Origin of the sequence: Companilactobacillus metriopterae (genome assembly GCF_004117915.1) — a bacterium.
GTDB lineage: Bacteria > Bacillota > Bacilli > Lactobacillales > Lactobacillaceae > Companilactobacillus > Companilactobacillus metriopterae.
In genome coordinates this window covers 89,044-111,996 of sequence record NZ_RSTD01000001.1, presented here as the reverse complement: position 1 = coordinate 111,996, position 22,953 = coordinate 89,044, and the positions used below count along the sequence as shown (strand labels likewise).

Sequence of the window (22,953 nt, the reverse complement as noted above, 5' to 3'; positions counted from 1 at the left end):
ACGCTTTTGGACTATTTAAGAAATCTGTCCCACCAGCGACCCTTTTTTTCTTCGCTCACTTGCATGTTTACTAAAGTCTTGAGATGGTTGACTCTAGACTGTTCAGCGTCTTTAGGATCTTCTTCTGAATTTTCAGGACGTTCAATATTTTTTAATTTTTCAATATAATTTTGATATTTTTCATCATCAGCTTTTTTATCATTTGACATCATAGATAGATTGTCATTTTCTTCTCGAAGCTTTTCATTTGCTGCTTGAAGTTCTTCAATCTGTGCCTTTAGCTCCTTGACTGTTGGTGATTTCTTCTTAGGAGCAGATGTAGTTTCTTTTGAAGGCTTAGCAGCTGCAGCTGATTTTTTGGCAGTTGTAGTTTTCTTAACTGCTTTCTTTTCAGGTTTTGCCGAAACATCATAAACTTTTTTGGCAGCGTCTTCTAGCTTAACCTTTGGTTTGTGACTTTCTTTGATAAGTTTCTTAAAGTCTGAAATATTTTTCTTTGAATATAAACGATTTCTTTGACTGTTTCTTTCGAAATAGTTTCCATTATCTGTAACTTTTTCAACAATTAAAGAATATTTTCTAAGTGTAGCAACACTTATTTCAAGACTTTCTGCTGCTTCACCTGGTTTAATAAATTTCTCTTCTGATGATGTTGCCAAAATGAATCCCCCTACTTTATTAAAAATATATTTATTCTTTTTTACTATATAATAACGTTCTACAAATTGTAAATAACTTTTTCACAACGCTACATATTTTTTTATATTTTTTGATATAATTACATCTATAGAATGGAGAATATAGATGAAAAAATTCAGTAGAGTTATTACGACATTTATCATAGTTTTGGCTTTTGGAGCAAACATCTCTAACACATCAACTGTATTTGCTGAAGATACTTCTTACACCGTCGAAGAAAAAACCCAAATTGCCGATATTCAAAATAGCTATAATTCATTAGATAATAAAACATATAACAAAGCAAATCTATATCAAACATCACCGTTGTTATCGCAAAATTTTCAGCCTGGCATTCTTTCTGATAACGCTATAAATGGAACTTTAAATTGGATTAATTATTATCGTAAATTAAGTGGTCTTGACGCTGTCACTTTAAATAAAACCACATCAAACCAATCTCAGATAGCTAGTTCTGTCATGGCCGCTAGCTTGTCCAATCCATTTTTAAGTCAACACTTTTTAGCCAACACTCAACAGCAAAATAATATTAATGATAAATATTGGAATCAAGCTGTATATGCAACTGGAAACAGTAACCTATATTTTGGATATCCAAGAACATTATCTGAACCTATAAAGGAACTGGTAATTGATAATACAAACATTGATGGGCTAGACACAGGACATCGCGCATGGTTCCTTTCTCCACAATTGAGCAGTGTTGGTATTGGTATCACAATTGCTAACAATGGAAGACAATACGAAAACATCTTCGTTAATAATGTAGCTGATACATTTAATGATTTACAAAAAGATATCGTTACATATCCCAATAGTGGTGTATTTCCATTTGAAGAGTTAGAAGATGCCACCGGATCTACAAATATTCCTTGGTCAATCAGCTTTGCTAAAGAAAGCGGAAATATTGTTACAGATAATACTGAAATTACAGTAACTAATCTGTCGGATGGAACTTCTGGAAATGTAAAACCAATCAATGATAGATCATATGTTTTTGCATCTGATGTTATCAGCTTTTTACCACCAAATAATGTTACAATTGACTCACATTCAAAATATCAAGTTACTATTAATAATTTAAATTCTGAAGAACATCCTAGCTATAGCTATACATTCAAGACATTCTCAGAATCTAAATAATTTTATAAAAACCGACATTGTCGGTTTTTAATTTGGTGTATAATGCATAAATAATCACAATTAAGGAGATTTATAATATTGTCTAGTTCGACGATAAGCATCAACCTAATAATCATTCTAATAACCTTTGCTTTTGCATTCTTCTTCGTAGCCGCTGAGTTCGCACTTGTGCAAACTCGCCATAGCCAAGTAGAAGATGCCATTGCAACTAGTGGCTCTACAAAAAAATTAGAACGTGCTTTACACATGATTGATAATCTAAACGAATATCTTTCAACAACACAGGTCGGAGTTAGTATCTGTGGTATTATCCTAGGTTGGATTGGTGAAAGTACCATTGAGTTTCTACTTGTTGATCTCTTTGGAATTATTCACTTATCTTCTTCCGCTGGTGGACTTCATGTAGTTGGATCTATCATTGGTGTTCTTTTACTTACATATCTAGAAGTTGTTTTAACAGAAATTGTTCCCAAGAATGTGGCTATCGATATGCCGATGAGAACACTTATGTGGGTAGTAAATCCACTAAGATTGTTCCATCTGGCATCATACCCATTTGTTTGGCTATTAAATGTTTCAGCTAGTGGAATTATTCGTTTGATCGGATTAAATCCTGATGCTCCAGAAAGTGAAGCATATACTCAATCTGAAATTTTGAGATTGTCTAAATCTTCTATTCAGAATGGTGACATGGATCAAAATGATGTTCTTTTCATGCAACGTGCCTTTGAACTAAACGACAAAGTTGCCAAAGATATCATGGTTGATCGTACTAGTCTATATGTCGTTGATATCACTGATAAAGTAGATGACGTATTGAAAGACTATCTACAACAAGGATTCTCTCGATTCCCTGTTGTGGCTGATAATGATAAAGATAAAATCTTAGGATACATTTATTCATATGATATCGTTCGTCAACATCAGGTAGATGGTGACATTGGTATCAGTAGAATTTTAAGATCAGTTAATACTGTTCCAGAAACTATGCCTATCCAAGATATTCTTGAAAAAATGATTCAAAAACAAACTCCAATTGTTATCGTTGTTGATGAATACGGTGGTACAAGTGGTATTGTTACTGATAAAGATATCTATGAAGAGTTATTTGGAACCGTCAACGATGAAATTGATGATGTTTCTGATGAATACATTATTAAAAACGATGACGGTACATACAACGTTTCAGGTAAAACAACGCTATACGATTTTGAAAGATACTTTAAGACAAGTATTCCTGAATTCCAAGAATCAGACATCATCACAATCGGTGGTTACTTAATTGAAAAGTATTCTGATTTGGATATGGATTACGAAATTAAAATTGATAACTTTGATCTTAAGGTAATCGATTTTGATCATGGATTTGTTAATTGGTTTAAGGTTAAAGTTAATACTAAGGCAATTATTGATGAAGACAATCTTGTTTCATTAGATGACAATGAACAATAAAAAAAAAGCTAACTGAGAATTCTCAGTTAGCTTTTTTTATTTAACAGCTGCAATATCTACAATATTTACAGCGTTATCTAATGTTTCAAAATCACTCTTCAAAACAAGCAATTGATTTTTTAGATTTACTTCTAATTTCAAATCAGATTTCAAAAAATCACTAGCAGTTGATTTGAAATATATAGTACCTAGATCACTATCCAGTTCAATAGGATAGTCAGTTAAATCTTCGTTCTTATCGACAATAATAACTCTAAATTTTGTAATAAGTGCACAATCACCTGTCCCTGAAAATTTACCAAAGCCATCGTCTAGGTCAATAAGGATATTTTTGTCATCTCCATATTTAGCTAACTTTGTTTTTGCTTCTTCACTTATATTAATTTTCATAATCATTATGCCTCTTCTTTTATTTAATAGATTAATTATAGTAGTAAGCTATTTTAAAATAAAAGATTCTGCTCAAACGAAATGTTATTTTTTAAATATTTCAGGTACTTCTAATGGTGAATTAACAATCCACTCAGAATGTGCTTCTGACAACTCTTCAGCATTTCCGAAACCATATGTAACTCCTATAGCTTTTAGATCATTTTGATGTGCACCAATAATATCACTTGATCGATCACCAACCATTACTAAGTTGTCAGAATTAAGGTCCACAGATGTTTTCCTCATACCATATGAAATTACATCAGCCTTTAGAGAACGTGTCTTTTCATCGTCCGTTGCACCAAATACGTGACGAATATATTTTTTCATATCTAGTTGATCAATAATTTTCTTAGCTTCCACTTCTGGTTTGGATGTCGCAATGAAAATTTCTTTATCTTGAGATTTCAAATTTTCCATCATTTCATAAACACCGTCATAGACAGAGTAATCAAATACTCCTTTTTCTTGATAGTATTCTTTGAAAGCTTTAAATCTCTCTTGAGAAAGAGGATTGTCAAAGTCTAAATTATCATATTTTTTAAATGATTCTGACAAAGTTGGTCCAATGAAAGCTCGCAATGTATCATCATCATGAGGCACAAAACCGTCAGTTTTTGTGTACATATACTTTAGAGCACCCATGATTCCCTTTTCAGAATTAATAATTGTTCCATCTAAATCAAAAAATATGTTATTCATTCTTGTCATCCTCATTTCACTTTTTTTCAATTAACATATAGAATAAGAGTATAATAGAATTTCAAAATAAAATCACTATGTGGGTACTTCTATGTCAGAAATTCAAAATAAGATTACTCCAACAGATTTGAGAACTGGTCTAACAACTGACCAAGTAAAACAAAAAATTCAAGATGGTCAAACCAACGTTCAAATAAAAAATGTTTCCCGATCGATTCCACGTATCATTGGTGATAATGTTTTTACGCTATTTAACTTCTTGAATCTGTTTATTGCTGTCCTGATTTTTTGGACAGGTTCATACAAAAACTTGCTATTCTTAGGGCCTGTTTTAGCTAATATACTAATAGGTAGTTTTCAAGAAATTCGTGCAAAGATTACTGTCGACAAGATCAACTTAGTACACAAGCAGATGTACGATGTAATTCGGGATGGTAAACAAATACAAACATCTATTGAGTTACTAGTTAAGGATGACCTAGTTCTATTGCGTCGTGGCGATACAATCCCTGCTGACGGAATAATCAGAACTACTAACGGATTCCAAGTTAATGAATCTAGTATTACAGGTGAATCTAACTCAATTATTAAACAAATAGATCAAGAAGTATTTTCTGGAAGTTTTGCAATTGCAGGAAACGCTACTATTCAACTTACAAAAGTTGGTCACGATAGCTTTGTTTCTAAAATTTCTTCAGCCGTTGGTAAAGAAAAACGTGAAACCAGTGTACTGATGAAAATGATCAACCGTATCATTAAGGTCTTAACTTACACGATAATTCCTCTAGGATTGATTTTATTTATCAGAACGTTTGTAAAAAATGGCGATATTGCTCAATCAATAATCAGTACCAGTGCTTCGGTTATTGGAATGATCCCAGAAGGACTTGTTCTATTAACATCAATAGCTCTGGCTACAGCTGCATATAATTTAACAAGAAAAAAAATAATTGTCCGTTCGCTATCAGCAATTGAAACTTTAGCTAGAGTTGATACCCTATGTCTAGATAAAACCGGAACAATTACTACAGGAAATTTAAAAGTAACTAAGTTAAAAACATTTAATAACTACTCTGAAATTGAACTAAAACAAATTGCTACTAAAATCATTGAAGTAACCGATGAAACTAACGCAACAGCAGCGGCTATCAAAAAATTAAAATCAGAAACTAGCAGCATAATTTCTACAGAAAGTATTCCATTCTCATCAGAAACAAAATTATCAGGTTTTGAAACATCCCCTACCCAAAGATACATAATGGGAGCTCCAGAGTTTATCATCAAAAATATGGATAGTGATCTAAAATCAGAGATAGAACAATATACTTCTGATGGTCTTCGAGTAATAGCCGTATTATATGAAAACAATGATATTCAAGATTTACTGGGATTAATAATGATTGCCGATGAAGTTAGAAAGAGTGCCACTTCTACATTCAATTATTTGGTAAATCAAGGTATTAATTTGAAAATAATTTCTGGTGATAACCCAGTAACAGTCTCCAACGTTGCCAAACAAGCAAAAATTAAAGGTAGTGAAAAATATATTGATATGAGTAGTGTCACTGATGAAGACTATCATGATTTAGTAAAAGATTATCAAGTATTTGGTCGTGTTAAACCAGATCAAAAAGCTGATCTGATTTCTGCTATGCAAGATAATGGATTAACTGTTGGTATGACTGGTGATGGTGTCAATGACGTTTTGGCAATGAGAAAATCTGACTGTAGTATCGCTATAGCTGGTGAAAGTGAAGCGGCAGAAGCCAGCGCTGATTTTGTTTTACTTAACAAAAATTTTGACTCAATGATTTTCATGCTCAATGAAGGAAGACGTGTTATTAACAACGTTGAACGTGTTGCTTCTCTTTATTTAATAAAAACTATCTATTCTGTTGTGCTAACATTGATCTTTATTGCTATTGGGACTGGATATCCATTCCAACCAGCTCAACTAACCCCAATAAACGCACTAACAGTAGGAATACCTAGCTTTATACTTGCACTAGAACCAAACTACACACCACCTGCCGGAAGATTCATGAGAAATGTTTTAGAAATTGCCCTACCTGCTGCGCTATGCAATATTATTTTAATCACTCTGATTAGCACAGTAGGTAGACACATAGGATTATATTCCTTAACAACATCTACACTTTCTGTATTTACTATAGGAATAATTGGTTACTGTGCACTACTTGCAATTAGTACACCGTTAACAAATAGAAAAAAGACGATGATTGGTTTGTCCATGATTCTATTCTTAGTAACCTTCACTTTTGGAAATCGAATATTCAATCTTCAATCTATTACAGATTTAGCCTACACATTCCTATTCATATCTCTATCTTTAATTGCTTGGCCATTATTTGTATTCATGAGAGAAACATTAGGAAGACGTGTTTTTTCTAGAATTAAACTATAAAAAAAACCTACAAGTAAACTTGTAGGTTTTTTTTATTTTAGCTTGATGTATTTATCTTCAACTTCAAATAGTGGATGAATAGATTGATCTGTTTCCACGTTATGGATGGCATCTCCCAAAAGTTTTGTAACTGATAAGATTGTCAACTTATCAAATAGACAATCATCAGGAATCACAATTGTATCTGTTACTACAACTTCTTCCAGTTTTGAGTCCTGTAGTTTAGATGCAGCACCTTGTGAGAAGATAGGATGCGTTGCAGCACCCTTGACACTCTTAGCACCAGCTTTTACTAAAGCGTTTGCACTATTGATCATTCGAGTACCTGTATCGATAAGATCGTCCATAATAACACAATCCTTACCTTCAACCTCACCAATAATATTAGGAACATCTATAGATTGATTTGATGATCTCTGGTCAATGATAGCTATTTGTGTACCAAATAGTTCAGCAACTGATCGAGCTCTCTTTGTTGAGTTATGATCAGGTGCTACAAATACAATATTATCTGTATCAGCCACCTTATCATCAAAATATGAAGCAAAGATAGACATTGCGCGTAAGTGATCTACAGGGATATCGAAGAATCCTTGTATTTGATCAGCGTGCATATCCAACGTAACAACTCGATCAACCTTACCCATTTCTAGTAAGTCAGCAAACAACTTAGCTGAAATTGGTTCTCTGGATCTTGATTTACGGTCTGAACGTGTATAAGCAAAATATGGCAAAACACATGTTATATCGGCAGTACTAGCACGGCGCAGTGCATCTACAGCAATCAATAGTTCCATCAAATTATCATTAACAGGGTCTGAAACAGAATGAATGATGTAGACACTCTTACCTCTGATAGATTCGTTAATTTGAATATTGATTTCACCATCACTAAAGTGTGATACAGAAGCATCTAAAAGTGGAATTCCCATATACTCAGAAATTCTCTTAGCCAAAGGCTGATTTCCGTTTAAAGAAAGTAATGCAATACTATCTAATTCAGATATATTTGACATCAGGTTCCCTCCGAATTGAATTTAAACTGATAATTATATTTTACACTTTTTTAGTACTTTTTGACTACAAACCACACTTAATTTAAAAATAATACAGGACTCATATTCGTGCACTTTTTTTTTTGTAAAATGAGTTAATAATTCTTGATTTTGTATTAAAATTAGAGTTCTATGTAAATGATACATAACAAAAAATAAATTTTGGGGGCAAGCTATGAATTATAAAGATTTTTTATTTTCAAGATTGACTATCGCTACGATTATCTTTGCCATGTTTTATCAATTGATCATGGCAGTTATTTATCTACCTGCTTATAACACATTTAGAGATAACCTAGACGACTTACATATATCTATTGTCAATAAGGATACTTCTAAATATGGTAAGACACTTGTTAATCAGCTGGAAGACACATATAACAAGCAAAAAAATGTTCCTAAGGTTAAAAATACATCTTCATTGAAAAATGCCAAGAAAGATCTAAAGAACAATGATACAACAATGATTTTAGTAGTTCCTAAGAATGCATCAACTAACATTGCTAATGGTAAGGCAATTAACCTTCACTTTTACCAAAACTCTTCAAATAACCAAACAACAAATAGTGTAGTTTCTGAAATCAAAACTTCAGTAACTGACAGTCTTAACAAGACAGTTGCTAATAAGACTAATATTGCAGTATTAACTAAAGTTTTGATGCAAGAACAAGGTACTGCCTTAGTTACGCAAGCTGTTCAAAAAGAAGTTGCTGCTAATCCAGCAATAGAACAAAGCCCAACTGCTATGGCAGAAGTTCAATCTAAAGCTACTTCTTCTGTAGAAACACAAATTGAAAAACAAGCTTCATCCTTAATTGTTTCTGACTCAGTAACATCTACAAATACAAATATTAATAAAAATGAATCAAAATCATCTGAAATATTGGGTGCTATGTTTATATCACTAGGTGCATTTATCTCAGTTGTAACAGGTACACTTCTACTACGTTCACAATTTAATTCATTCATCGATATGGGTAAATCAAAATGGAAGACATTTGGTTACTACGAAGCTACTTTAGCTATAATCGCTATCCTAGCACCAACAATCGGAGTACTTACATTCAAACTAATCACAGGAATTTCTGCAAGTGACGGATGGCTATTGTATCTACAAACGGTATACATGACCTTCATATCAGGTCAAGTAGTAAGTATCTTCACCTTACTACTCGGTCAAATAGGTATCGTAATAAACTTGCCTCTTGCATTGGTACAAACAGTTATTTCTGGAGCTATTATGCCAATCGCAACACTTCCAGTATTCTATAAATTTATTTCATATCTATTACCAATGACATACAACTATTCAGTCTCTATGAATATTTTGACGGGTATCCATGCAGATATTCTTAAAAACGAGTTAGGACTATTAGCTGTTGGTGGTATTGCATTTATTATCATATTAATCATGGTTTCTGTAAGAACATTTAACAATACATTCAGTATGGAAAAACTTTAATATAAAAACCTCTACAAATTGTAGAGGTTTTTTGTTTTAAATTTCACAAAAGTATCCTGAAATTGCTATAATGAAACTAAGAAACTAAAAGGAGTGATTATTATGACTGAAAGAGTATTTTTCAATCCCGGAGATGCAATTGCCAATTCTCATGATTTTGAAGGTGCAATGAAATCAGCAGAAATTTTTAAAATGAAAAATCCCACATCTTCAACAATAATTGTCGCTAAAAATGTTAATAACGATAAGAGTTTTTCTATTTACTTTGAAAACGACAAAAAAGAGAATTCGGATGATAAAAGTACTATTCCTTACAATATAGAAAAGAAACTATAAAAAGACTAACTTTATAAAAAGTTAGTCTTTTTATATATCATACATTAATGAAAAAATGAGCAAAGTGTAAAATAACTATTTATTTGTAAGCCCTTTAGAAGTATAATTGTCTTGTATAAAATTTCACATAAAGGGGTTTATCATGAAAGAAAATTTTGATTTCCTAATGCCTAGTGTTAACTTTTTTGGACCAGGTGTTATTGAAAAAATTGGTGATCGTGCCAAGATGCTAAATATGAAAAAGGTTTTGATTGTTACTGACAGCTTTCTAGAAAAAGTTGAAAATGGTCCAGTACATCAAACTCTAGATTCATTAAACAAAGCTGGAGTGGACTACGTTGTCTTTAACGGTGTAGAACCTAATCCTAAAGTTAGAAACATTGAAGCTGCAAAAAAATTATATCTAGATAACAATTGTGACAGTATTATCACTGTCGGTGGTGGTTCAGCTCACGATTGTGGTAAAGGTACTGGTATTATTCTTAGCAACGGCGATGATATCACTAGTTTAGCTGGTATCGAAACACTAGAAAATCCCCTACCTCCTCTAATGGCTGTCAACACAACTGCTGGTACAGCTTCTGAATTAACACGTCACTGTGTTATTACAAATGAAGAAACACACCTTAAATTCGTTGTTGTTTCATGGAGAAATGTTCCACTAGTATCATTTAATGATCCAAAACTTATGCTTGATGTTCCTAAGGGACTAACAGCCGCTACTGGTATGGATACATTCGTTCAAGCTATCGAACCTTATGTTTCTGAAAACCGTAATGACATTACTGATGGTCAATGTCTACAAGCAATTCGTCTTGTTGAAGAAAGTTTGCGTGAAGCTGTTGCTAATGGTCACAATCTAGAAGCTAGAACAAAAATGGTCGAAGCAGAAATGCTTGGTGGTATGGCATTTAACAATGCTGACCTTGGCTATGTTCATGCAATGGCTCATCAATTAGGTGGACAATATGACGCACCACACGGTGTATGTTGTGCTATCCTACTTCCAATCGTTGAAAGATTTAACATTATCGCATGTCCTGATCGTTTTGCTGACCTTGCTGTGGCAATGGGAGAAAACATTGATGGACTTTCAACTAGAGAGGCCGCAGAAGTAGCTATTGATGCCATGCAACAAATGAATGATGATGTTGGTATTCCTCGTAGTATTAAAGAAATTGGTGCCAACCCTAAAGATTTCGAACTAATGGCAGAAAATGCTCTTAAAGATGGAAATGCCTTTTCAAATCCTCGTAAAGCCTCAAAAGAAGAAATTGTACAATTATTCCAAGAAGCATACGACGCAATGTAATAAAAAAAACCACAGATTAATTTTCTGTGGTTTTTTTTGTTAGTTGATATACCTTCAATTTTGCCAAGCCAACATCTTTAACATTATCAACTGCAAATTTTTTGGTAATGCTATCCTTACGATTCACGTAATGATATAGAGGAATGCTACTTATATAAAATTCCTGAGCATTGTTACTATACTCTACATTAAAAACTTGATCTTCCATCAAATTCAAGTCTGTACTGAATCTAAGATTATTTTCTTGGATAATACTCATTTTGTAGACTTTATTCCAAGTGTACCCCATAACAATATCTGATATTTTTGTTATTCTCTTTATCATTTCTTCTCGATCTATAATCTCAGATATTTCTTTTGTAGATTTAGGTTTACTCTTCCCTAGTCCATTTTCTATGGTGAACCCGCAAGTAACCATGTCTACATCATTATCTTTAAATTGTCTTAAAAAGTAGTCTACATAATTTTCTTCTACCCAATCATCACTATCAACAAAAGTAATAAGTTCTGTCTCTACATTATCCATACCTGTGTTTCTAGCTGCCGAAACACCTCTATTTTCAGAATGTTTTATAAGTTGAATAAAATCATACTTGTCTGCGTATTTTTGTGCCAATTCTGATGACCCATCGGTAGAACAATCATCAACCATAATTAAGTTAAAATTTGAGTTATTTTGATTTATGATAGACTCGATAGATTTTTCTAAATAATCATGAACATTGTAAATTGTCATAATTATAGAGATCTTTATATTTTCCATAATTTCACCTTGTACTTATTTTATTCGAAAGCTTAGATTCAAGCAAACCGGAGGAATAATAATGAAACGAATTTTGAACATCCCAGGAGCCATAAATCTTAGAGAACTGGGAGATTATCAAACTAAAGATGGAAAAACAATTAAAAAAAATAAATTACTTCGTTCTGGAGACATCAGTCGATTAGATGATGATTCTTTGAATTTCTTAAAAAATTACGGATTAAAGTATGTTGTTGACCTTCGTTCTGATCAAGAGCAGTTAACTAGTCCTGATGTGGAAACTGACTTTTATAAAATTTTTTACGATTCAGTTTACCCTTTGCAGGGAAACGGTGATAAATTAGCCTCAGCACTTAATAATACTCCGTCATATTTAGGTAACATCTATCAAAGTGTAATTTTGGACAAAAAAGGGCAACAAGCTTACAGTTACCTATTTGATCTTCTTTTAAAAAATGATCAGGAAAATCAAGCATTACTATTTCACTGTGCAGCAGGTAAAGATAGAACTGGTATCGCCGCTATGCTTATATTACGTGCACTCGGCGTTGACAGTGAAACAATTACCAGAGATTACCTACTAACTAATTTGATGTACTCAGATACTGCAACAATCGCAAAATTATTGAATGACGAGCATGGAAATGAAGATATAAGTAAAATGAATATGACAAAGGCAGATTGGGATAGTTTCCGTTCTGTTTTTGATGCAATTGATCATTACTATGGCTCATTTGAGGAATACTTGGATAAAGCATTGAACATTAATCAAAATAAACTAAATAAGTTAAAAAATATTTACTTAAATTAATAAAATAGATATAATATGCTTTCATAAATAGTTTTACTCATAGAGGAGAAAAAATGACTATATTAGAGCTTAAAAACGTCCAAAAATCTTTCACGCTCGGTAAAAAAGAGTTCAAAGTCCTAAAGGGAATTGATCTTAAACTAGACCGTGGTGAATTTGTTTCTATCTTAGGAGAATCTGGTGGTGGTAAAACTACCCTACTAAATACTATTGGTGGATTAGATTCTCAATTTGAAGGTGATGTTTTAGTTAATGGAAACTCACTGAAGAAAGGTTCTGACAAAGCACTCGATGAATATCGTAGTAAAACTGTCGGATTTATTTTCCAAAGTTTCCATTTGATTAGTCATTTAACAGTTTTAGAAAATGTGTTAGTTCCTTTGGAAATGTCCTCACTTTCCAGAGCTGATAGAGTTAAACGTGCCAAGGAATTGCTTGCTAAGGTTGGTCTTTCAGAACATATTGAAAAACACCCTAACCAACTTTCAGGTGGTCAAAAACAACGTGTAGCTATTGCTCGTGCTCTAGCAAATGACCCTGAAATTATTATTGCTGATGAACCTACAGGCGCTCTTGATTCAAAGAATACTGAAGAAGTATTGAAGATACTAGATGACATCGCAAAGGAAGGCAAACTTGTTATTGCCGTTACTCACTCACAACAAGTGGCTGACTATGGTACAAGAATTGTCCACCTGGCTGATGGACAAATTGATTCTGACGAGAGTATCAGAGACAAGTATGAAGCTACTGAAAAAACTTCTGATCACAAGATCAGTCACCTGAACTTTGGTGATACTTTTAGACTTGCTTGGGAGCATATGCTTTACACCAAAGGTAGAAATATTTTAATTATCATTGGTGCCGCTATAGGTATATTTTCAGTCATATTCATGTTAGGACTGGGAAATGGTATAACATCTTATATCAATGACCAAATTACAAGTCAGATCAATCCTACTGCTGTGCAAGTAACAAAAAATGTCAACCAAACTTCAGCAGATGCTTCATCTATAAATATGTCTAATAAAGATATTAAAGAATTAGGCAAAATAGATAATGTATCTAAGGTTGAAAAATCTTACTTTGCTCAATCACCAAAAATTTACTATGGTAAGAAAAATACAACAATGCAATTCTTCCAAACATGGAATGCTGTTGAAAAAACTTCTGATATAAACGCAGGTAAAAAACCCGGCAAGAATGAAGTAATCTTATTAACATCTGACGCCAAAAAGTTATTTGGTAAAGATTACAAGAAAAAAGCTATTGGCAAGACAGTTACAATGTACTTGAATACCATGGATAACAGTGGTAAACCAACTCAAATTAAAGTAGACGTAAAAGTTTCAGGTACAATTAAATCAGGATCCTCAGCTATCAGCTTTGATACATTACAAGCAGCTGGTAAAAAAGTAGACACTGATATAAAACCTAACTTTGTAACTCTTTCAGTTGATAAAACTCAAAATGTTAAAGCAGTACAAAATAAAGTTAAATCATTTACACACACAGAAAAAGGCAAAGAAAAACAATCATACACAATTACAGGTGCAGGTGCTATCGTTGATACACTAAATACTTATATCTCATTAGCATTCTATGTACTTGCAGGTATTGCTGCCATCTCACTAATAGTTTCAGCAATTATGATTATTGTAGTTCTAAATATTTCTGTTTCAGAACGTACACAAGAAATTGGTATTTTGAGAGCAATTGGTGCTCGTAAGAAAGATATTAGAAATATGTTCATATCTGAATCATTCCTAATCGGTCTTTCATCAGGACTATTTGCCACGATTATTGCATTCCTACTAGAATGGTTGATTAACTCGATTACAAACGGATCTTCAATCAACGCTTCGATCGTTTCTATCAGTGCAGGAAATGCTATATTTGGTATTTTAGTCAGTGTTATTATCAGTCTCATTGCAGCGTTATCACCATCAAGACGTGCAGCTAAATTAGACCCTCGTGACTCACTAACTGGTGAATAAAAAAAGCTCAGCAATTGCTGAGCTTTTTTTGTATAATTAAGACTCTATATATATCTTTACAAAAGATTTATAATATATAGTATTCATAAAAATTGGAGGTATGACATGGTATGTCCAAATTGTGGTCACCCCATTACCGCGGAACAAAAATTCTGTGATAACTGTGGTCTCCCGCTCAAAAAAGATATAAATAATAAACAAGATGATAAAACTGATTCCGTAGTCTCACTTAGCGCTTTAGAAGAAGAACTTGCACATGAAAATGACAGTCAAAAAGTAACCTCTGAACCTGTAAAACCGATTCTTCAACAAGCACCTGCGCAAAAGATGGCACAAGAAAGATCAAAACAACAAAATCACAGCAATCCTAATCCTGATTTAGATGCTACACGTGCTTTTGTACCAAATGATTTTAACAGTAATAAAAAAGTTCATCTAGAAGCAGAACCAACAAAAGAAAATACTGCAACACCTGAAAATACCAACGAAGATAGTGGTCTAATAAAAAATATGTGGAATTTTGCCACAGCTAATGGCTATATATCATTGTTTATTGTAGTGATTGCAGCTGTATTAATGCTAGTTCGTAGAAACTATGGTTATGTTTTTATAGCCGCCGCAGTTATCGCATGGTTCTTATTTGCACAAATATCCCATGGTAAAGAAACAGGCATTAACAAGCGTTTCAAACAAGATAAGCCACGTAAACAGAAGAATAATAACGATTCATCTGCCAACGGTTATCAAAATGGCGAACAACATATTGAAGAAATCAAAGTAGACAGAAAGAGATCTATCTATCAAAAAATCTCTATTGTTCTTGCAATTGTTGGACTAATTGCTTCAGTAACAGGACCATTTTTAAATGGGGTTTCAATAAAAAATATTATAACTAATGTTTATAGCGTTGGCGTAAATTTAGGTATTAATACGGCTACTGCCCAAAATATGTCTTCAGCACTTCAATTAATTTGCTTTATTTCTCCAATGATAATAATTCTATTTGTAGGATTTAATAGTAAATTTAGTATTCGAATGGTAAAAATATTTAGCTTCTTGCCAACTGTTATTTATATAATAGTTTATGTTATATTTGCAACACACCGACTTGATGCCAATATGTTTACAGGTAATCCAGTTCTCAATAGTCCAAAATTCGGATTCAGTTATTATATTTTATTAGCCACTTCATTAATTACATTTGTATTTTCATTTACTATTCATCGAAAAATTAAAAAGCAAGCCTAATGGCTTGCTTTTTGCTTTAATCAAATGACTTTACTACTTTATTATATGAACTATAATTTTTTTTGAAAGATGAGTATATGGCTGATACCCATCTTTCAAACCCCTAAAATACAAGATATACATTCTACTTCTACCAAAAACCTCAACACTTAAGTGCAAGTCTAGGTAGCAGTGGACTGGCACCAAAGAAAAGAGAGCAACTAAGTTGCTCTCTTTTTTTATGCTTTGTAACGTGACACACCGTCTAAATATGTTTCTGTTAAAATCATATCTTCATCTAAAACAATAAAATCTGCATCTCTGCCCTCTTTTATCATTCCACATTTATCATCTATTTGACAGCTCTCTGCTGGAGTTTGTGCCCCCATGCGTACAGCTTCTTCAGGAGTTGAAATATTCCAATCTACAACATTTTTTATAGCTTGCTTCAACTGTAGAACACTTCCTGCAAGGTTATCTCCGTCTTTCAAGCGAACTTGACCATCGGCAACATATACAGGTAATTCTCCAAGAACGTAGTCTCCATCTGGCATCAAGCCAGCTCTCATACAATCAGTTATTAATGCAATGTGCTCTGAATCTTTCAATTCAATAATTGCACGTGCTGCATCAGGATGGACGTGGTGTCCATCACAAACTAATTCATCGTAAATTCCATTAAGTGTCATAGCGGCTCCTGCCATGTTAGGATCTCGGTGAGAGAATCCACTCATACCATTAAATGCATGAGTAAACATAGTAGCTCCTGCTTCGATTACTTCTTTGGCTTGATCAAATGTAGCTGATGAATGACCTAGTGAAACAACAACATCGTCAGAAGCTACAGCTTTTGTAAACTCAGCTGAACCCTTACGTTCTGGGGCAATTGCTATTTTTTTAATCATACCATTAGCTGATTCTTGCCATTCATTGAAAGCATCAACGTCAGGATCAGTGAAGTATTTAGGATTTTGAGCTCCCTTATGTTCTTCTGTAAAGAATGGTCCTTCAAAATAAATTCCTTGTATCTTAGCACCAGTGACAGATTGATAATTATCACCAATAGTTCTACATACATCATTAAGTTGTTCTCTTGTTGCTGTCAAAGTTGTAGGCAACCATGATGTAACACCTGCTTGCAATAAACCTTCAGACATTTCGTTAATCTTATTCCAATCATTATCCATGACATCATTGCCAACTAATCCATGAATATGAGTATCAACTAAACCTGGTGCAATCATTTGGTTAGAGTAATCAACGATTTCACCATTTGGTTTGTTATTTTCTGTGAAGTATTGGCCAAATTTACCAGAGTCAGTTACCTCTAAATATCCGCCAACCTCTGTTTTATTTGGTAGAAAGAATTTTTTCGCGTGAATATAATATGTCATTACGGTTCTCCTTCTAAATTGTCTAGTAATATTATAACAGCTTTCAATGGTCTATACCACAACGAACCTTTATAAATTTTTGGATAAAATAAAAAAGTCGCATTCCTGCGACTTTGATTTATTTTGATGCGTAAATTTTAACTTTGCTATCTATTATTCTTTCACATAAATCAGCATATGAGATGCCTGCAGCTTCAGCTTCACGAGGCATCAATGATAATGGAGTCATACCTGGTAGTGTATTTGCTTCCATTACATAAATTTCATTGTCCTTCATTAGGAAATCAACTCTACCATAGTTTTCCATACCAAGTGCTTCAAATGTATCCAATGCCATTTGTTGCATTTCTCTATGTAAGTTTTCATCCAATTCTGGAGGAGTTATAAAGTGAGTAACTGAATTTTCAACAAACTTGTGTTGGAAATCGTACCAACCTGTATCTACTGTAATTTCAACAGCTGGTAGTGGTTCGCCATCTACTACTGCAACAGAAAATTCACGTCCTTCGATGAATTCTTCTAGTAGAGCTTCCTTATCAAATCTAAGTGCATCTGCAACTTTTTCTTTTAGTTCAGATTCATCTTTAATAATATGTGTACCAACACTTGATCCACCGTTTGAAGGTTTTACAACCATTGGGAAACCAAATGGTATGTCACTTGCATTGATATTGCTTGTTTTTGTTGATGTATATTTAGCTGTACGTAAATTACTTTGAACAAAAACTTCCTTAGAAAATTTCTTATCCATAGCAATACCAGAAGCTAGTGATCCACTACCTGTATATTTAATATTGAAAACATCGAAAACTCCTTGAACTTTTCCGTTTTCACCATCTTCACCATGTAGTCCCATGTAAACAATATCTGCCATTTGACAAATTTTTAGAACATTTTTACCGAACAATTCTGTAGAACCGTCAGTTCTTAGTGCATTAATCTTCTCAGTTGTTAAAACTTCATCTGAAATAACTAAATTAGTTTCGTCTTCAGCTTCACTTGTAAATAAACCAGCTAATTCACTTTCTGGAATATCCAATCCTAAGAATGAGTCCACATATGCAACTTTATGACCTTTACTTCTTAATGCATTAGTAATTTTTACACCAGATGATAAAGAAACGTTACGTTCTGTACTTCTTCCACCTGAAAGAACAACAATTTTCACTTGTAAATCCTTCTTTCTTTTTTTATAAATTCAAATAAGCGAGAAATCCTAGAAACTATAGAATAGCATATTTCAACTGAAATCACTATTTTACTAAACTAGATTTATGATAATTTTTAATTTCTATAAAAATTCACATTTTTTTGGTTTAATATCGGTATAGGAGGAATTATCATGAAAAAATTTAAAATTCTCTTTCTAGCTATGTTAGCAACAATTTCACTTTTTGCTCCACTTACTCAGGTAGCAAAAGCTGACAGTTTAGATGAACCTGTTATGACACTAGGTACTTCACTTACATCTAGCCAAAGACAAGGAACTATTGATGTATTGAAGTCTCAGATAAGTTCAAGTAACTATAATACTCTTACAGTTACTGGTAACACTCTAGTTACATACCTAAATCCTAGTGGAAGTAACTTTAATTCTAACTCTGGTGTCTGGTCTTCAGCTGTTATTGAAAAAACATCTTCCGGCTCAGGTATCAATGTATCAATAGTTAATTACAATGGTTCTAACAATATAACTACAATCTCTGCTGACCAATACCGTAATGCTGCGTTAACAGCTGGTATTACTGATGCAAATATCTACGTAACATCTGCAACAAAGATTGATGGTTCAGGTGCTTTAGCAGGAATATATGCTGCCTATGCACAAAATGGTAATTCATTGAATCAATCTCAAGTCAACGCTGCACAAAAGGAAATTGGTGTTTTAAGTTCTATTACCCAAGCAAATGATGGTAAAGATGGTTACACTGATGAACAATTAAACAATGCTATTGCAGGAATTAAATCTGACATGGCAAAACAAGGTAGCAACATTACAGTTAACCAAATAACAACAATTGTTAATAACAATCTTCAACAAAATAACTTACAAAATATTATTACTGATAACCAAAAGCAACAAATTATTAATTTGATGGTTCAAATTAGAGATTCTGGTGCTTTAAAAGATTCTAACTTTAAAGATCAAGCTCAAAAATTAAGTTCTGATATTACTAGTCAGGCAAAAAACATTTTCAATAAATTAAATACTCAAGAGAATCGAAACTTCGTTCAAAAAATGTGGGACGGTATCGTTTCATTCTTCAAAGGACTATTTAGTTAAAATAAAAAAACCTAGCATATGCTAGGTTTTTTATTTTTCTAAATCTAAGTCTCCTCCGTCTAGAGAAATAACTAATTTGACACTATTATCAGAATCACTTTCTTTATATTTACCTGTCAAATCTCCACCACTTAAATCGTAATCCGATGATACTGTTCTATTTTTTTTATTCATCAAATCTACATCACCACCTGATGAATCAATGTTCACGGAATCCACAAGAGGATTGTCTATTGGCATAGTTACATCTCCACCATCAGTTGAGATATCAAATTTTACTTTATTTGATTTTGTAACATTACTACTTGTTTTATCCACAACTTCAACATCTCCACCCATAGTTTGAATAGAAATCTTATTTAGTTCCTCTTTATCTACTGGAATAGTTATTTTTAATCGATTATCTATCTTTGTTCCAAATAGAAATGTTCCCTTTCTAGGTACTGGGAAATTTAATTTCATTGTGGAACCTTCAACTTTTTTATACGAATCATTTTTTATAGTATTTTCATTGAAATAACCACTTATATCTAAATTGGAATTCTTTTTATTATCAATAAGAGTGATTAAAATATCAGAACTATCACCATCTATAGATATATCATTAGTGTTTTTTGTTAAAGATGTACTTAAATTATGATATTTAACCGATGTATCCTGATTTCCATAAACATAACTTAAAGAACCTACTATAAGCAATATAATTAACACAAAAACAGTGATAATTATGTTTCTTTTTTTCATATCCCCATACCCCTTAATTATTATATTAATAAGTATAGATCAATTCAGTTATAGTTTACATTCTATCCATAGTTAAATTTAATAATTCATCAACTCGGTTATTACCTGCATCATTGTCATGGCCTTTTGTCCATTCAAAACTTTTGTTGGGAATGGTTGGAAGTAATTCATCTAGTTCTTTCCAAAGTTCCAAGTTAGCAGGTACTTTGCCATCAGATTTTTTATAACCATTTGCTTTCCAGCTAACTAACCAGCCTTTGATAATAGCATTTAAAACATATTGAGAATCTAGAATAAATATTACTTTTTTGTCGTTTAATTCTAGATTATTTATTTTTTTGATACTTTCAATTAGTGCAGTAATTTCCATTTTATTATTCGTTGCACCAAATTCACCGTCGCTATCTTCTATTTTTTCGTTAGAAGTTTTTATTAAGTATGCCCATGCAGCTTTATCTGATGATAATACATGACCACCCTTAACATTGCCGTGATTTCTAGAACCACCATCTGTATAAACAACCAACTCAAAATCGTCCAAGTTAGAATATTCAAATTTCTTCGATGTTTCTTTCTTAGTTTTTGGAGTATACGTATCGTTCTTTATAAAGTCTTCCGCCTCTGATAAACTTGTAAAACTTTTATATCTTGCTCCAACAAAACCATCTACTTGTGCCTTGCATTCTGCCCAAGTGTTATAAATTCCAGGATTCTTTCCTATTCTAACTGCATAATATTTTTGCATTTTATTTCCTCTATCGACTCATTTTCTGTTTATTCGTATATAATAATATAATTATAGGGGTGACGGTATGAAAATTAATCAATACCCTGTTCTTTATGTTCATGGATTTCGCGGTGGCGATTATACAACGGAGAACTTGGTAAAATCAGCTTTAAAATATAACAACAAAAAAGAATACTTGAAGGCAACTATTAATACTTTAGGACAAATAACTTATGAGGGAAAATGGACCAAAGATAAATACCCAATTGTTCAAGTTGTTTTCAAAAACAAAATCATAGGTAGCAATCTAATGGCACGATGGCTCTCAAATCTTGTTTTTGATTTGAAAAAAAAATATAGCTTTGAAACTTATCATGCTGTGGGTCACTCACTCGGTGCAGTTGCACTTGTCTTGGCAGAGATGCGTGAAAAAAAGCTTACATATCTTCCTAAAATAAAAAATCTGGTTCTTATTGCTGGTCCATTCAATGGCATAATTGGCTTAGGAGATTTACCTAATGTTAACCAGTTAGGTCAAAATGGTCGACCTGCCTTCATGAGCCCCACGTACATGAGAATGTACATAAATAGAAAAAATATTTCTAATGAGATGAGAGTTCTCAATATATATGGTAATTTAAAAAATTACTCTAACAGTGACAAATATATCTCTGTAACATCTGCCAAATCAATCAACTACATCCTATCACCTAAAGTTATGGAGTTTGTAGATTATCCAGTTTCTGGGAAAAATGCCGAACATTCACTACTTCACGACGATTCAAATGTCTTAAGACTGATTAACAAATTTGTTTACTAAAAATTCACATTTATAAGTTATTATATATAATTATGGAAAATAAACTTAGTTCATATCATCCAATCATCACTGACAACTTCACTTGGGAATTCCCTACTTCATACAAATTGATAGATGTAGAAAAATTCCTCAATTTAAACAAAGATGCTACAATAAAATTTATAAGTCAGCGCTCCAAAACTCTAATGAGAAAAAAATCTATCACTTGGATTGTTTCCAAAAAAGAAAATCAAGTTATTGTTAGTTTAATCGATCTAACAAATGTGGATTTCTCTACAAAGTCTGGAGATTTATCGATAATTTTAAGTAATAATTTAAATTACGATGAAAAAAACGAAATTATTGATCGACTTATTTATTTTTTAAAAGAACAAATTTCCATCGTCAATATTAATTTAATAAACAGTAGTGAAGAGTCTAAAGACCTACTTTCAAACAATTTAAATATAAGGAGTTAATTACTATGGGATACTATGGATTTGGATTTTTTGATCCAACGTATATTTTGGTTATCATAGGTATCGTTATATCACTATGGGCCTCAATATATGTACGAACCACTTTCAATAAATATGATAAGTTTAAGAGTAAGCAGAATATATCAGGTGCTGAAGCTGCTCGATACATTCTGGATAATGCTGGTTTACAAGACGTTGAAATAAACGAAATTGCTGGTGAATTAACAGATAACTATAATCCCCGTGATAAAACATTAAACTTATCACAGTCAACACATGATTCTACTTCTGTTGCCGCAATTGGCGTTGCTGCTCACGAATGTGGACACGCTATCCAAGATCAAAAGAACTATATACCTATGAGACTTAGATCTTTCTTAGTACCAGCTGTAAATATTGGAAGTACTGTTTCAATTCCACTTATTTTTATCGGTATTTTATTCAGCATGAATATGACTTTGATAACTGTTGGTATCTGGCTATTTGCTATTGTGGTATTATTCCAAGTTGTTACACTGCCCGTTGAATTTAATGCTTCAGGTAGAGCTGTCAGAATATTGGGTTCTAGTAGTCTGATTGATAACGAAGAAGTATCACAGGTTAAAAAAGTTTTAACAGCTGCTGCACTTACATATGTTGCAGCGGCACTATCAAGTATTCTTCAATTATTGAGACTAGTTTTATTATTTAATAATCGTGATTAAATAATA

At 32.7% G+C, this 22,953-nt stretch carries 22 protein-coding genes; 13 read left to right on the top strand and 9 right to left on the bottom strand.

What is annotated here, in order from left to right:
* Nucleotides 1-11: 11 nt before the first annotated feature.
* Entirely contained in the window at nucleotides 12-659 is a 648-nt protein-coding gene (locus EKN01_RS00565; RefSeq protein ID WP_129044538.1) for a hypothetical protein, read from the bottom strand.
* 145 nt (nucleotides 660-804) lie between these two features.
* On the opposite strand from EKN01_RS00565, the gene EKN01_RS00560 reads away from it, so the two are divergent.
* Nucleotides 805-1,842, top strand: a complete 1,038-nt coding sequence (locus EKN01_RS00560) for a CAP domain-containing protein (RefSeq protein WP_129044537.1) — start codon at nucleotides 805-807, stop codon at nucleotides 1,840-1,842.
* 78 nt (nucleotides 1,843-1,920) lie between these two features.
* Nucleotides 1,921-3,294, top strand: coding sequence for a hemolysin family protein (locus EKN01_RS00555; protein WP_099974296.1), 1,374 nt, complete (start codon nucleotides 1,921-1,923; stop codon nucleotides 3,292-3,294).
* A 36-nt stretch (nucleotides 3,295-3,330) separates the two neighbouring features.
* Here EKN01_RS00555 and EKN01_RS00550 read toward each other — a convergent pair whose 3' ends face one another.
* Together EKN01_RS00550 and EKN01_RS00545 are read right to left on the bottom strand one after the other, a co-directional pair.
* Nucleotides 3,331-3,684, bottom strand: a complete 354-nt coding sequence (locus EKN01_RS00550; protein WP_164966336.1) for an iron-sulfur cluster biosynthesis family protein — start codon at nucleotides 3,682-3,684, stop codon at nucleotides 3,331-3,333.
* An 84-nt stretch (nucleotides 3,685-3,768) separates the two neighbouring features.
* The gene (locus EKN01_RS00545) at nucleotides 3,769-4,428 is read right to left on the bottom strand and encodes an HAD hydrolase-like protein (RefSeq protein ID WP_129044535.1); all 660 of its coding nucleotides are present in this window, start codon (nucleotides 4,426-4,428) and stop codon (nucleotides 3,769-3,771) included.
* Between the two features lie 91 nt (nucleotides 4,429-4,519).
* Here EKN01_RS00545 and EKN01_RS00540 point away from each other — a divergent pair, with 91 nt between their 5' ends.
* Nucleotides 4,520-6,853, top strand: a complete 2,334-nt coding sequence (locus tag EKN01_RS00540; RefSeq protein ID WP_129044534.1) for an HAD-IC family P-type ATPase — start codon at nucleotides 4,520-4,522, stop codon at nucleotides 6,851-6,853.
* Between the two features lie 32 nt (nucleotides 6,854-6,885).
* Here the strand turns inward: EKN01_RS00540 and EKN01_RS00535 are convergent, their stop codons facing one another.
* Nucleotides 6,886-7,869: a ribose-phosphate diphosphokinase gene (locus tag EKN01_RS00535; RefSeq protein ID WP_099974290.1), complete on the bottom strand. Its 984-nt coding sequence runs from the start codon at nucleotides 7,867-7,869 to the stop codon at nucleotides 6,886-6,888.
* A 214-nt stretch (nucleotides 7,870-8,083) separates the two neighbouring features.
* Between EKN01_RS00535 and EKN01_RS00530 the strand changes: the two genes are divergently transcribed.
* The 3 genes from EKN01_RS00530 (at nucleotide 8,084) to EKN01_RS00520 (ending at nucleotide 11,018) form a co-directional block, all read left to right on the top strand.
* Complete coding sequence (locus EKN01_RS00530) at nucleotides 8,084-9,370, top strand: ABC transporter permease (RefSeq protein ID WP_129044533.1); 1,287 nt, start codon at nucleotides 8,084-8,086, stop codon at nucleotides 9,368-9,370.
* 102 nt (nucleotides 9,371-9,472) lie between these two features.
* A complete protein-coding gene (locus tag EKN01_RS00525; protein WP_129044532.1) occupies nucleotides 9,473-9,706 on the top strand; it encodes a hypothetical protein in 234 nt (77 codons plus the stop codon).
* Nucleotides 9,707-9,848: 142 nt separating this feature from the next.
* Complete coding sequence (locus EKN01_RS00520; RefSeq protein ID WP_129044531.1) at nucleotides 9,849-11,018, top strand: iron-containing alcohol dehydrogenase; 1,170 nt, start codon at nucleotides 9,849-9,851, stop codon at nucleotides 11,016-11,018.
* A 16-nt stretch (nucleotides 11,019-11,034) separates the two neighbouring features.
* Here the strand turns inward: EKN01_RS00520 and EKN01_RS00515 are convergent, their stop codons facing one another.
* Nucleotides 11,035-11,781, bottom strand: coding sequence for a glycosyltransferase family 2 protein (locus EKN01_RS00515; RefSeq protein ID WP_129044530.1), 747 nt, complete (start codon nucleotides 11,779-11,781; stop codon nucleotides 11,035-11,037).
* Between the two features lie 61 nt (nucleotides 11,782-11,842).
* Between EKN01_RS00515 and EKN01_RS00510 the strand changes: the two genes are divergently transcribed.
* From EKN01_RS00510 to EKN01_RS00500, 3 genes are all read left to right on the top strand, one after another.
* A complete protein-coding gene (locus EKN01_RS00510) occupies nucleotides 11,843-12,592 on the top strand; it encodes a tyrosine-protein phosphatase (RefSeq protein ID WP_129044529.1) in 750 nt (249 codons plus the stop codon).
* Between the two features lie 53 nt (nucleotides 12,593-12,645).
* A complete protein-coding gene (locus EKN01_RS00505; protein WP_129044528.1) occupies nucleotides 12,646-14,589 on the top strand; it encodes an ABC transporter ATP-binding protein/permease in 1,944 nt (647 codons plus the stop codon).
* Between the two features lie 105 nt (nucleotides 14,590-14,694).
* Nucleotides 14,695-15,837 (top strand): zinc-ribbon domain-containing protein, encoded by a 1,143-nt coding sequence (locus tag EKN01_RS00500; protein WP_129044527.1) that lies wholly within the window; start codon nucleotides 14,695-14,697, stop codon nucleotides 15,835-15,837.
* Nucleotides 15,838-16,055: 218 nt separating this feature from the next.
* Here the strand turns inward: EKN01_RS00500 and nagA are convergent, their stop codons facing one another.
* Together nagA and EKN01_RS00490 are read right to left on the bottom strand one after the other, a co-directional pair.
* Nucleotides 16,056-17,210 carry an N-acetylglucosamine-6-phosphate deacetylase gene (gene nagA / locus EKN01_RS00495; RefSeq protein WP_129044526.1) on the bottom strand — a complete coding sequence of 385 codons (1,155 nt, stop codon included), beginning with the start codon at nucleotides 17,208-17,210 and terminating at the stop codon, nucleotides 16,056-16,058.
* Nucleotides 17,211-17,328: 118 nt separating this feature from the next.
* Nucleotides 17,329-18,378: a D-alanine--D-alanine ligase family protein gene (locus tag EKN01_RS00490; RefSeq protein ID WP_129044525.1), complete on the bottom strand. Its 1,050-nt coding sequence runs from the start codon at nucleotides 18,376-18,378 to the stop codon at nucleotides 17,329-17,331.
* Nucleotides 18,379-18,552: 174 nt separating this feature from the next.
* Between EKN01_RS00490 and EKN01_RS00485 the strand changes: the two genes are divergently transcribed.
* Entirely contained in the window at nucleotides 18,553-19,494 is a 942-nt protein-coding gene (locus EKN01_RS00485) for a DUF1002 domain-containing protein (protein ID WP_129044524.1), read from the top strand.
* Nucleotides 19,495-19,524: 30 nt separating this feature from the next.
* Here EKN01_RS00485 and EKN01_RS00480 read toward each other — a convergent pair whose 3' ends face one another.
* Complete coding sequence (locus EKN01_RS00480) at nucleotides 19,525-20,238, bottom strand: DUF4097 family beta strand repeat-containing protein (RefSeq protein ID WP_129044523.1); 714 nt, start codon at nucleotides 20,236-20,238, stop codon at nucleotides 19,525-19,527.
* A gap of 55 nt (nucleotides 20,239-20,293) precedes the next feature.
* Nucleotides 20,294-20,983, bottom strand: coding sequence for a ribonuclease H family protein (locus EKN01_RS00475; protein ID WP_129044522.1), 690 nt, complete (start codon nucleotides 20,981-20,983; stop codon nucleotides 20,294-20,296).
* Nucleotides 20,984-21,050: 67 nt separating this feature from the next.
* On the opposite strand from EKN01_RS00475, the gene EKN01_RS00470 reads away from it, so the two are divergent.
* The 3 genes from EKN01_RS00470 to EKN01_RS00460 are packed head-to-tail and all read left to right on the top strand — an operon-like array spanning nucleotide 21,051 to nucleotide 22,947.
* Nucleotides 21,051-21,785, top strand: a complete 735-nt coding sequence (locus EKN01_RS00470; protein WP_129044521.1) for an alpha/beta hydrolase — start codon at nucleotides 21,051-21,053, stop codon at nucleotides 21,783-21,785.
* 32 nt (nucleotides 21,786-21,817) lie between these two features.
* Nucleotides 21,818-22,243, top strand: a complete 426-nt coding sequence (locus EKN01_RS00465) for a hypothetical protein (RefSeq protein ID WP_129044520.1) — start codon at nucleotides 21,818-21,820, stop codon at nucleotides 22,241-22,243.
* A gap of 5 nt (nucleotides 22,244-22,248) precedes the next feature.
* Nucleotides 22,249-22,947: a zinc metallopeptidase gene (locus EKN01_RS00460; RefSeq protein WP_129044519.1), complete on the top strand. Its 699-nt coding sequence runs from the start codon at nucleotides 22,249-22,251 to the stop codon at nucleotides 22,945-22,947.
* The last annotated feature ends 6 nt before the right edge of the window (nucleotides 22,948-22,953 follow it).

Excerpts from the sequence above, each read along its gene's own strand:
- EKN01_RS00510 (WP_129044529.1), top strand. The coding sequence starts at position 11,843 with ATGAAACGAATTTTGAACATCCCAGGAGCCATAAATCTTAGAGAACTG.
- EKN01_RS00535 (WP_099974290.1), bottom strand. The coding sequence starts at position 7,869 with ATGTCAAATATATCTGAATTAGATAGTATTGCATTACTTTCTTTAAAC.
- EKN01_RS00475 (WP_129044522.1), bottom strand. The coding sequence starts at position 20,983 with ATGCAAAAATATTATGCAGTTAGAATAGGAAAGAATCCTGGAATTTAT.
- EKN01_RS00530 (WP_129044533.1), top strand. The coding sequence starts at position 8,084 with ATGAATTATAAAGATTTTTTATTTTCAAGATTGACTATCGCTACGATT.
- EKN01_RS00460 (WP_129044519.1), top strand. The coding sequence starts at position 22,249 with ATGGGATACTATGGATTTGGATTTTTTGATCCAACGTATATTTTGGTT.
- EKN01_RS00480 (WP_129044523.1), bottom strand. The coding sequence starts at position 20,238 with ATGAAAAAAAGAAACATAATTATCACTGTTTTTGTGTTAATTATATTG.
- EKN01_RS00515 (WP_129044530.1), bottom strand. The coding sequence starts at position 11,781 with ATGGAAAATATAAAGATCTCTATAATTATGACAATTTACAATGTTCAT.
- EKN01_RS00470 (WP_129044521.1), top strand. The coding sequence starts at position 21,051 with ATGAAAATTAATCAATACCCTGTTCTTTATGTTCATGGATTTCGCGGT.
- EKN01_RS00505 (WP_129044528.1), top strand. The coding sequence starts at position 12,646 with ATGACTATATTAGAGCTTAAAAACGTCCAAAAATCTTTCACGCTCGGT.
- EKN01_RS00465 (WP_129044520.1), top strand. The coding sequence starts at position 21,818 with ATGGAAAATAAACTTAGTTCATATCATCCAATCATCACTGACAACTTC.
- EKN01_RS00520 (WP_129044531.1), top strand. The coding sequence starts at position 9,849 with ATGAAAGAAAATTTTGATTTCCTAATGCCTAGTGTTAACTTTTTTGGA.
- nagA (WP_129044526.1), bottom strand. The coding sequence starts at position 17,210 with ATGACATATTATATTCACGCGAAAAAATTCTTTCTACCAAATAAAACA.
- EKN01_RS00560 (WP_129044537.1), top strand. The coding sequence starts at position 805 with ATGAAAAAATTCAGTAGAGTTATTACGACATTTATCATAGTTTTGGCT.
- EKN01_RS00500 (WP_129044527.1), top strand. The coding sequence starts at position 14,695 with ATGGTATGTCCAAATTGTGGTCACCCCATTACCGCGGAACAAAAATTC.
- EKN01_RS00485 (WP_129044524.1), top strand. The coding sequence starts at position 18,553 with ATGAAAAAATTTAAAATTCTCTTTCTAGCTATGTTAGCAACAATTTCA.
- EKN01_RS00550 (WP_164966336.1), bottom strand. The coding sequence starts at position 3,684 with ATGAAAATTAATATAAGTGAAGAAGCAAAAACAAAGTTAGCTAAATAT.
- EKN01_RS00540 (WP_129044534.1), top strand. The coding sequence starts at position 4,520 with ATGTCAGAAATTCAAAATAAGATTACTCCAACAGATTTGAGAACTGGT.
- EKN01_RS00545 (WP_129044535.1), bottom strand. The coding sequence starts at position 4,428 with ATGAATAACATATTTTTTGATTTAGATGGAACAATTATTAATTCTGAA.
- EKN01_RS00525 (WP_129044532.1), top strand. The coding sequence starts at position 9,473 with ATGACTGAAAGAGTATTTTTCAATCCCGGAGATGCAATTGCCAATTCT.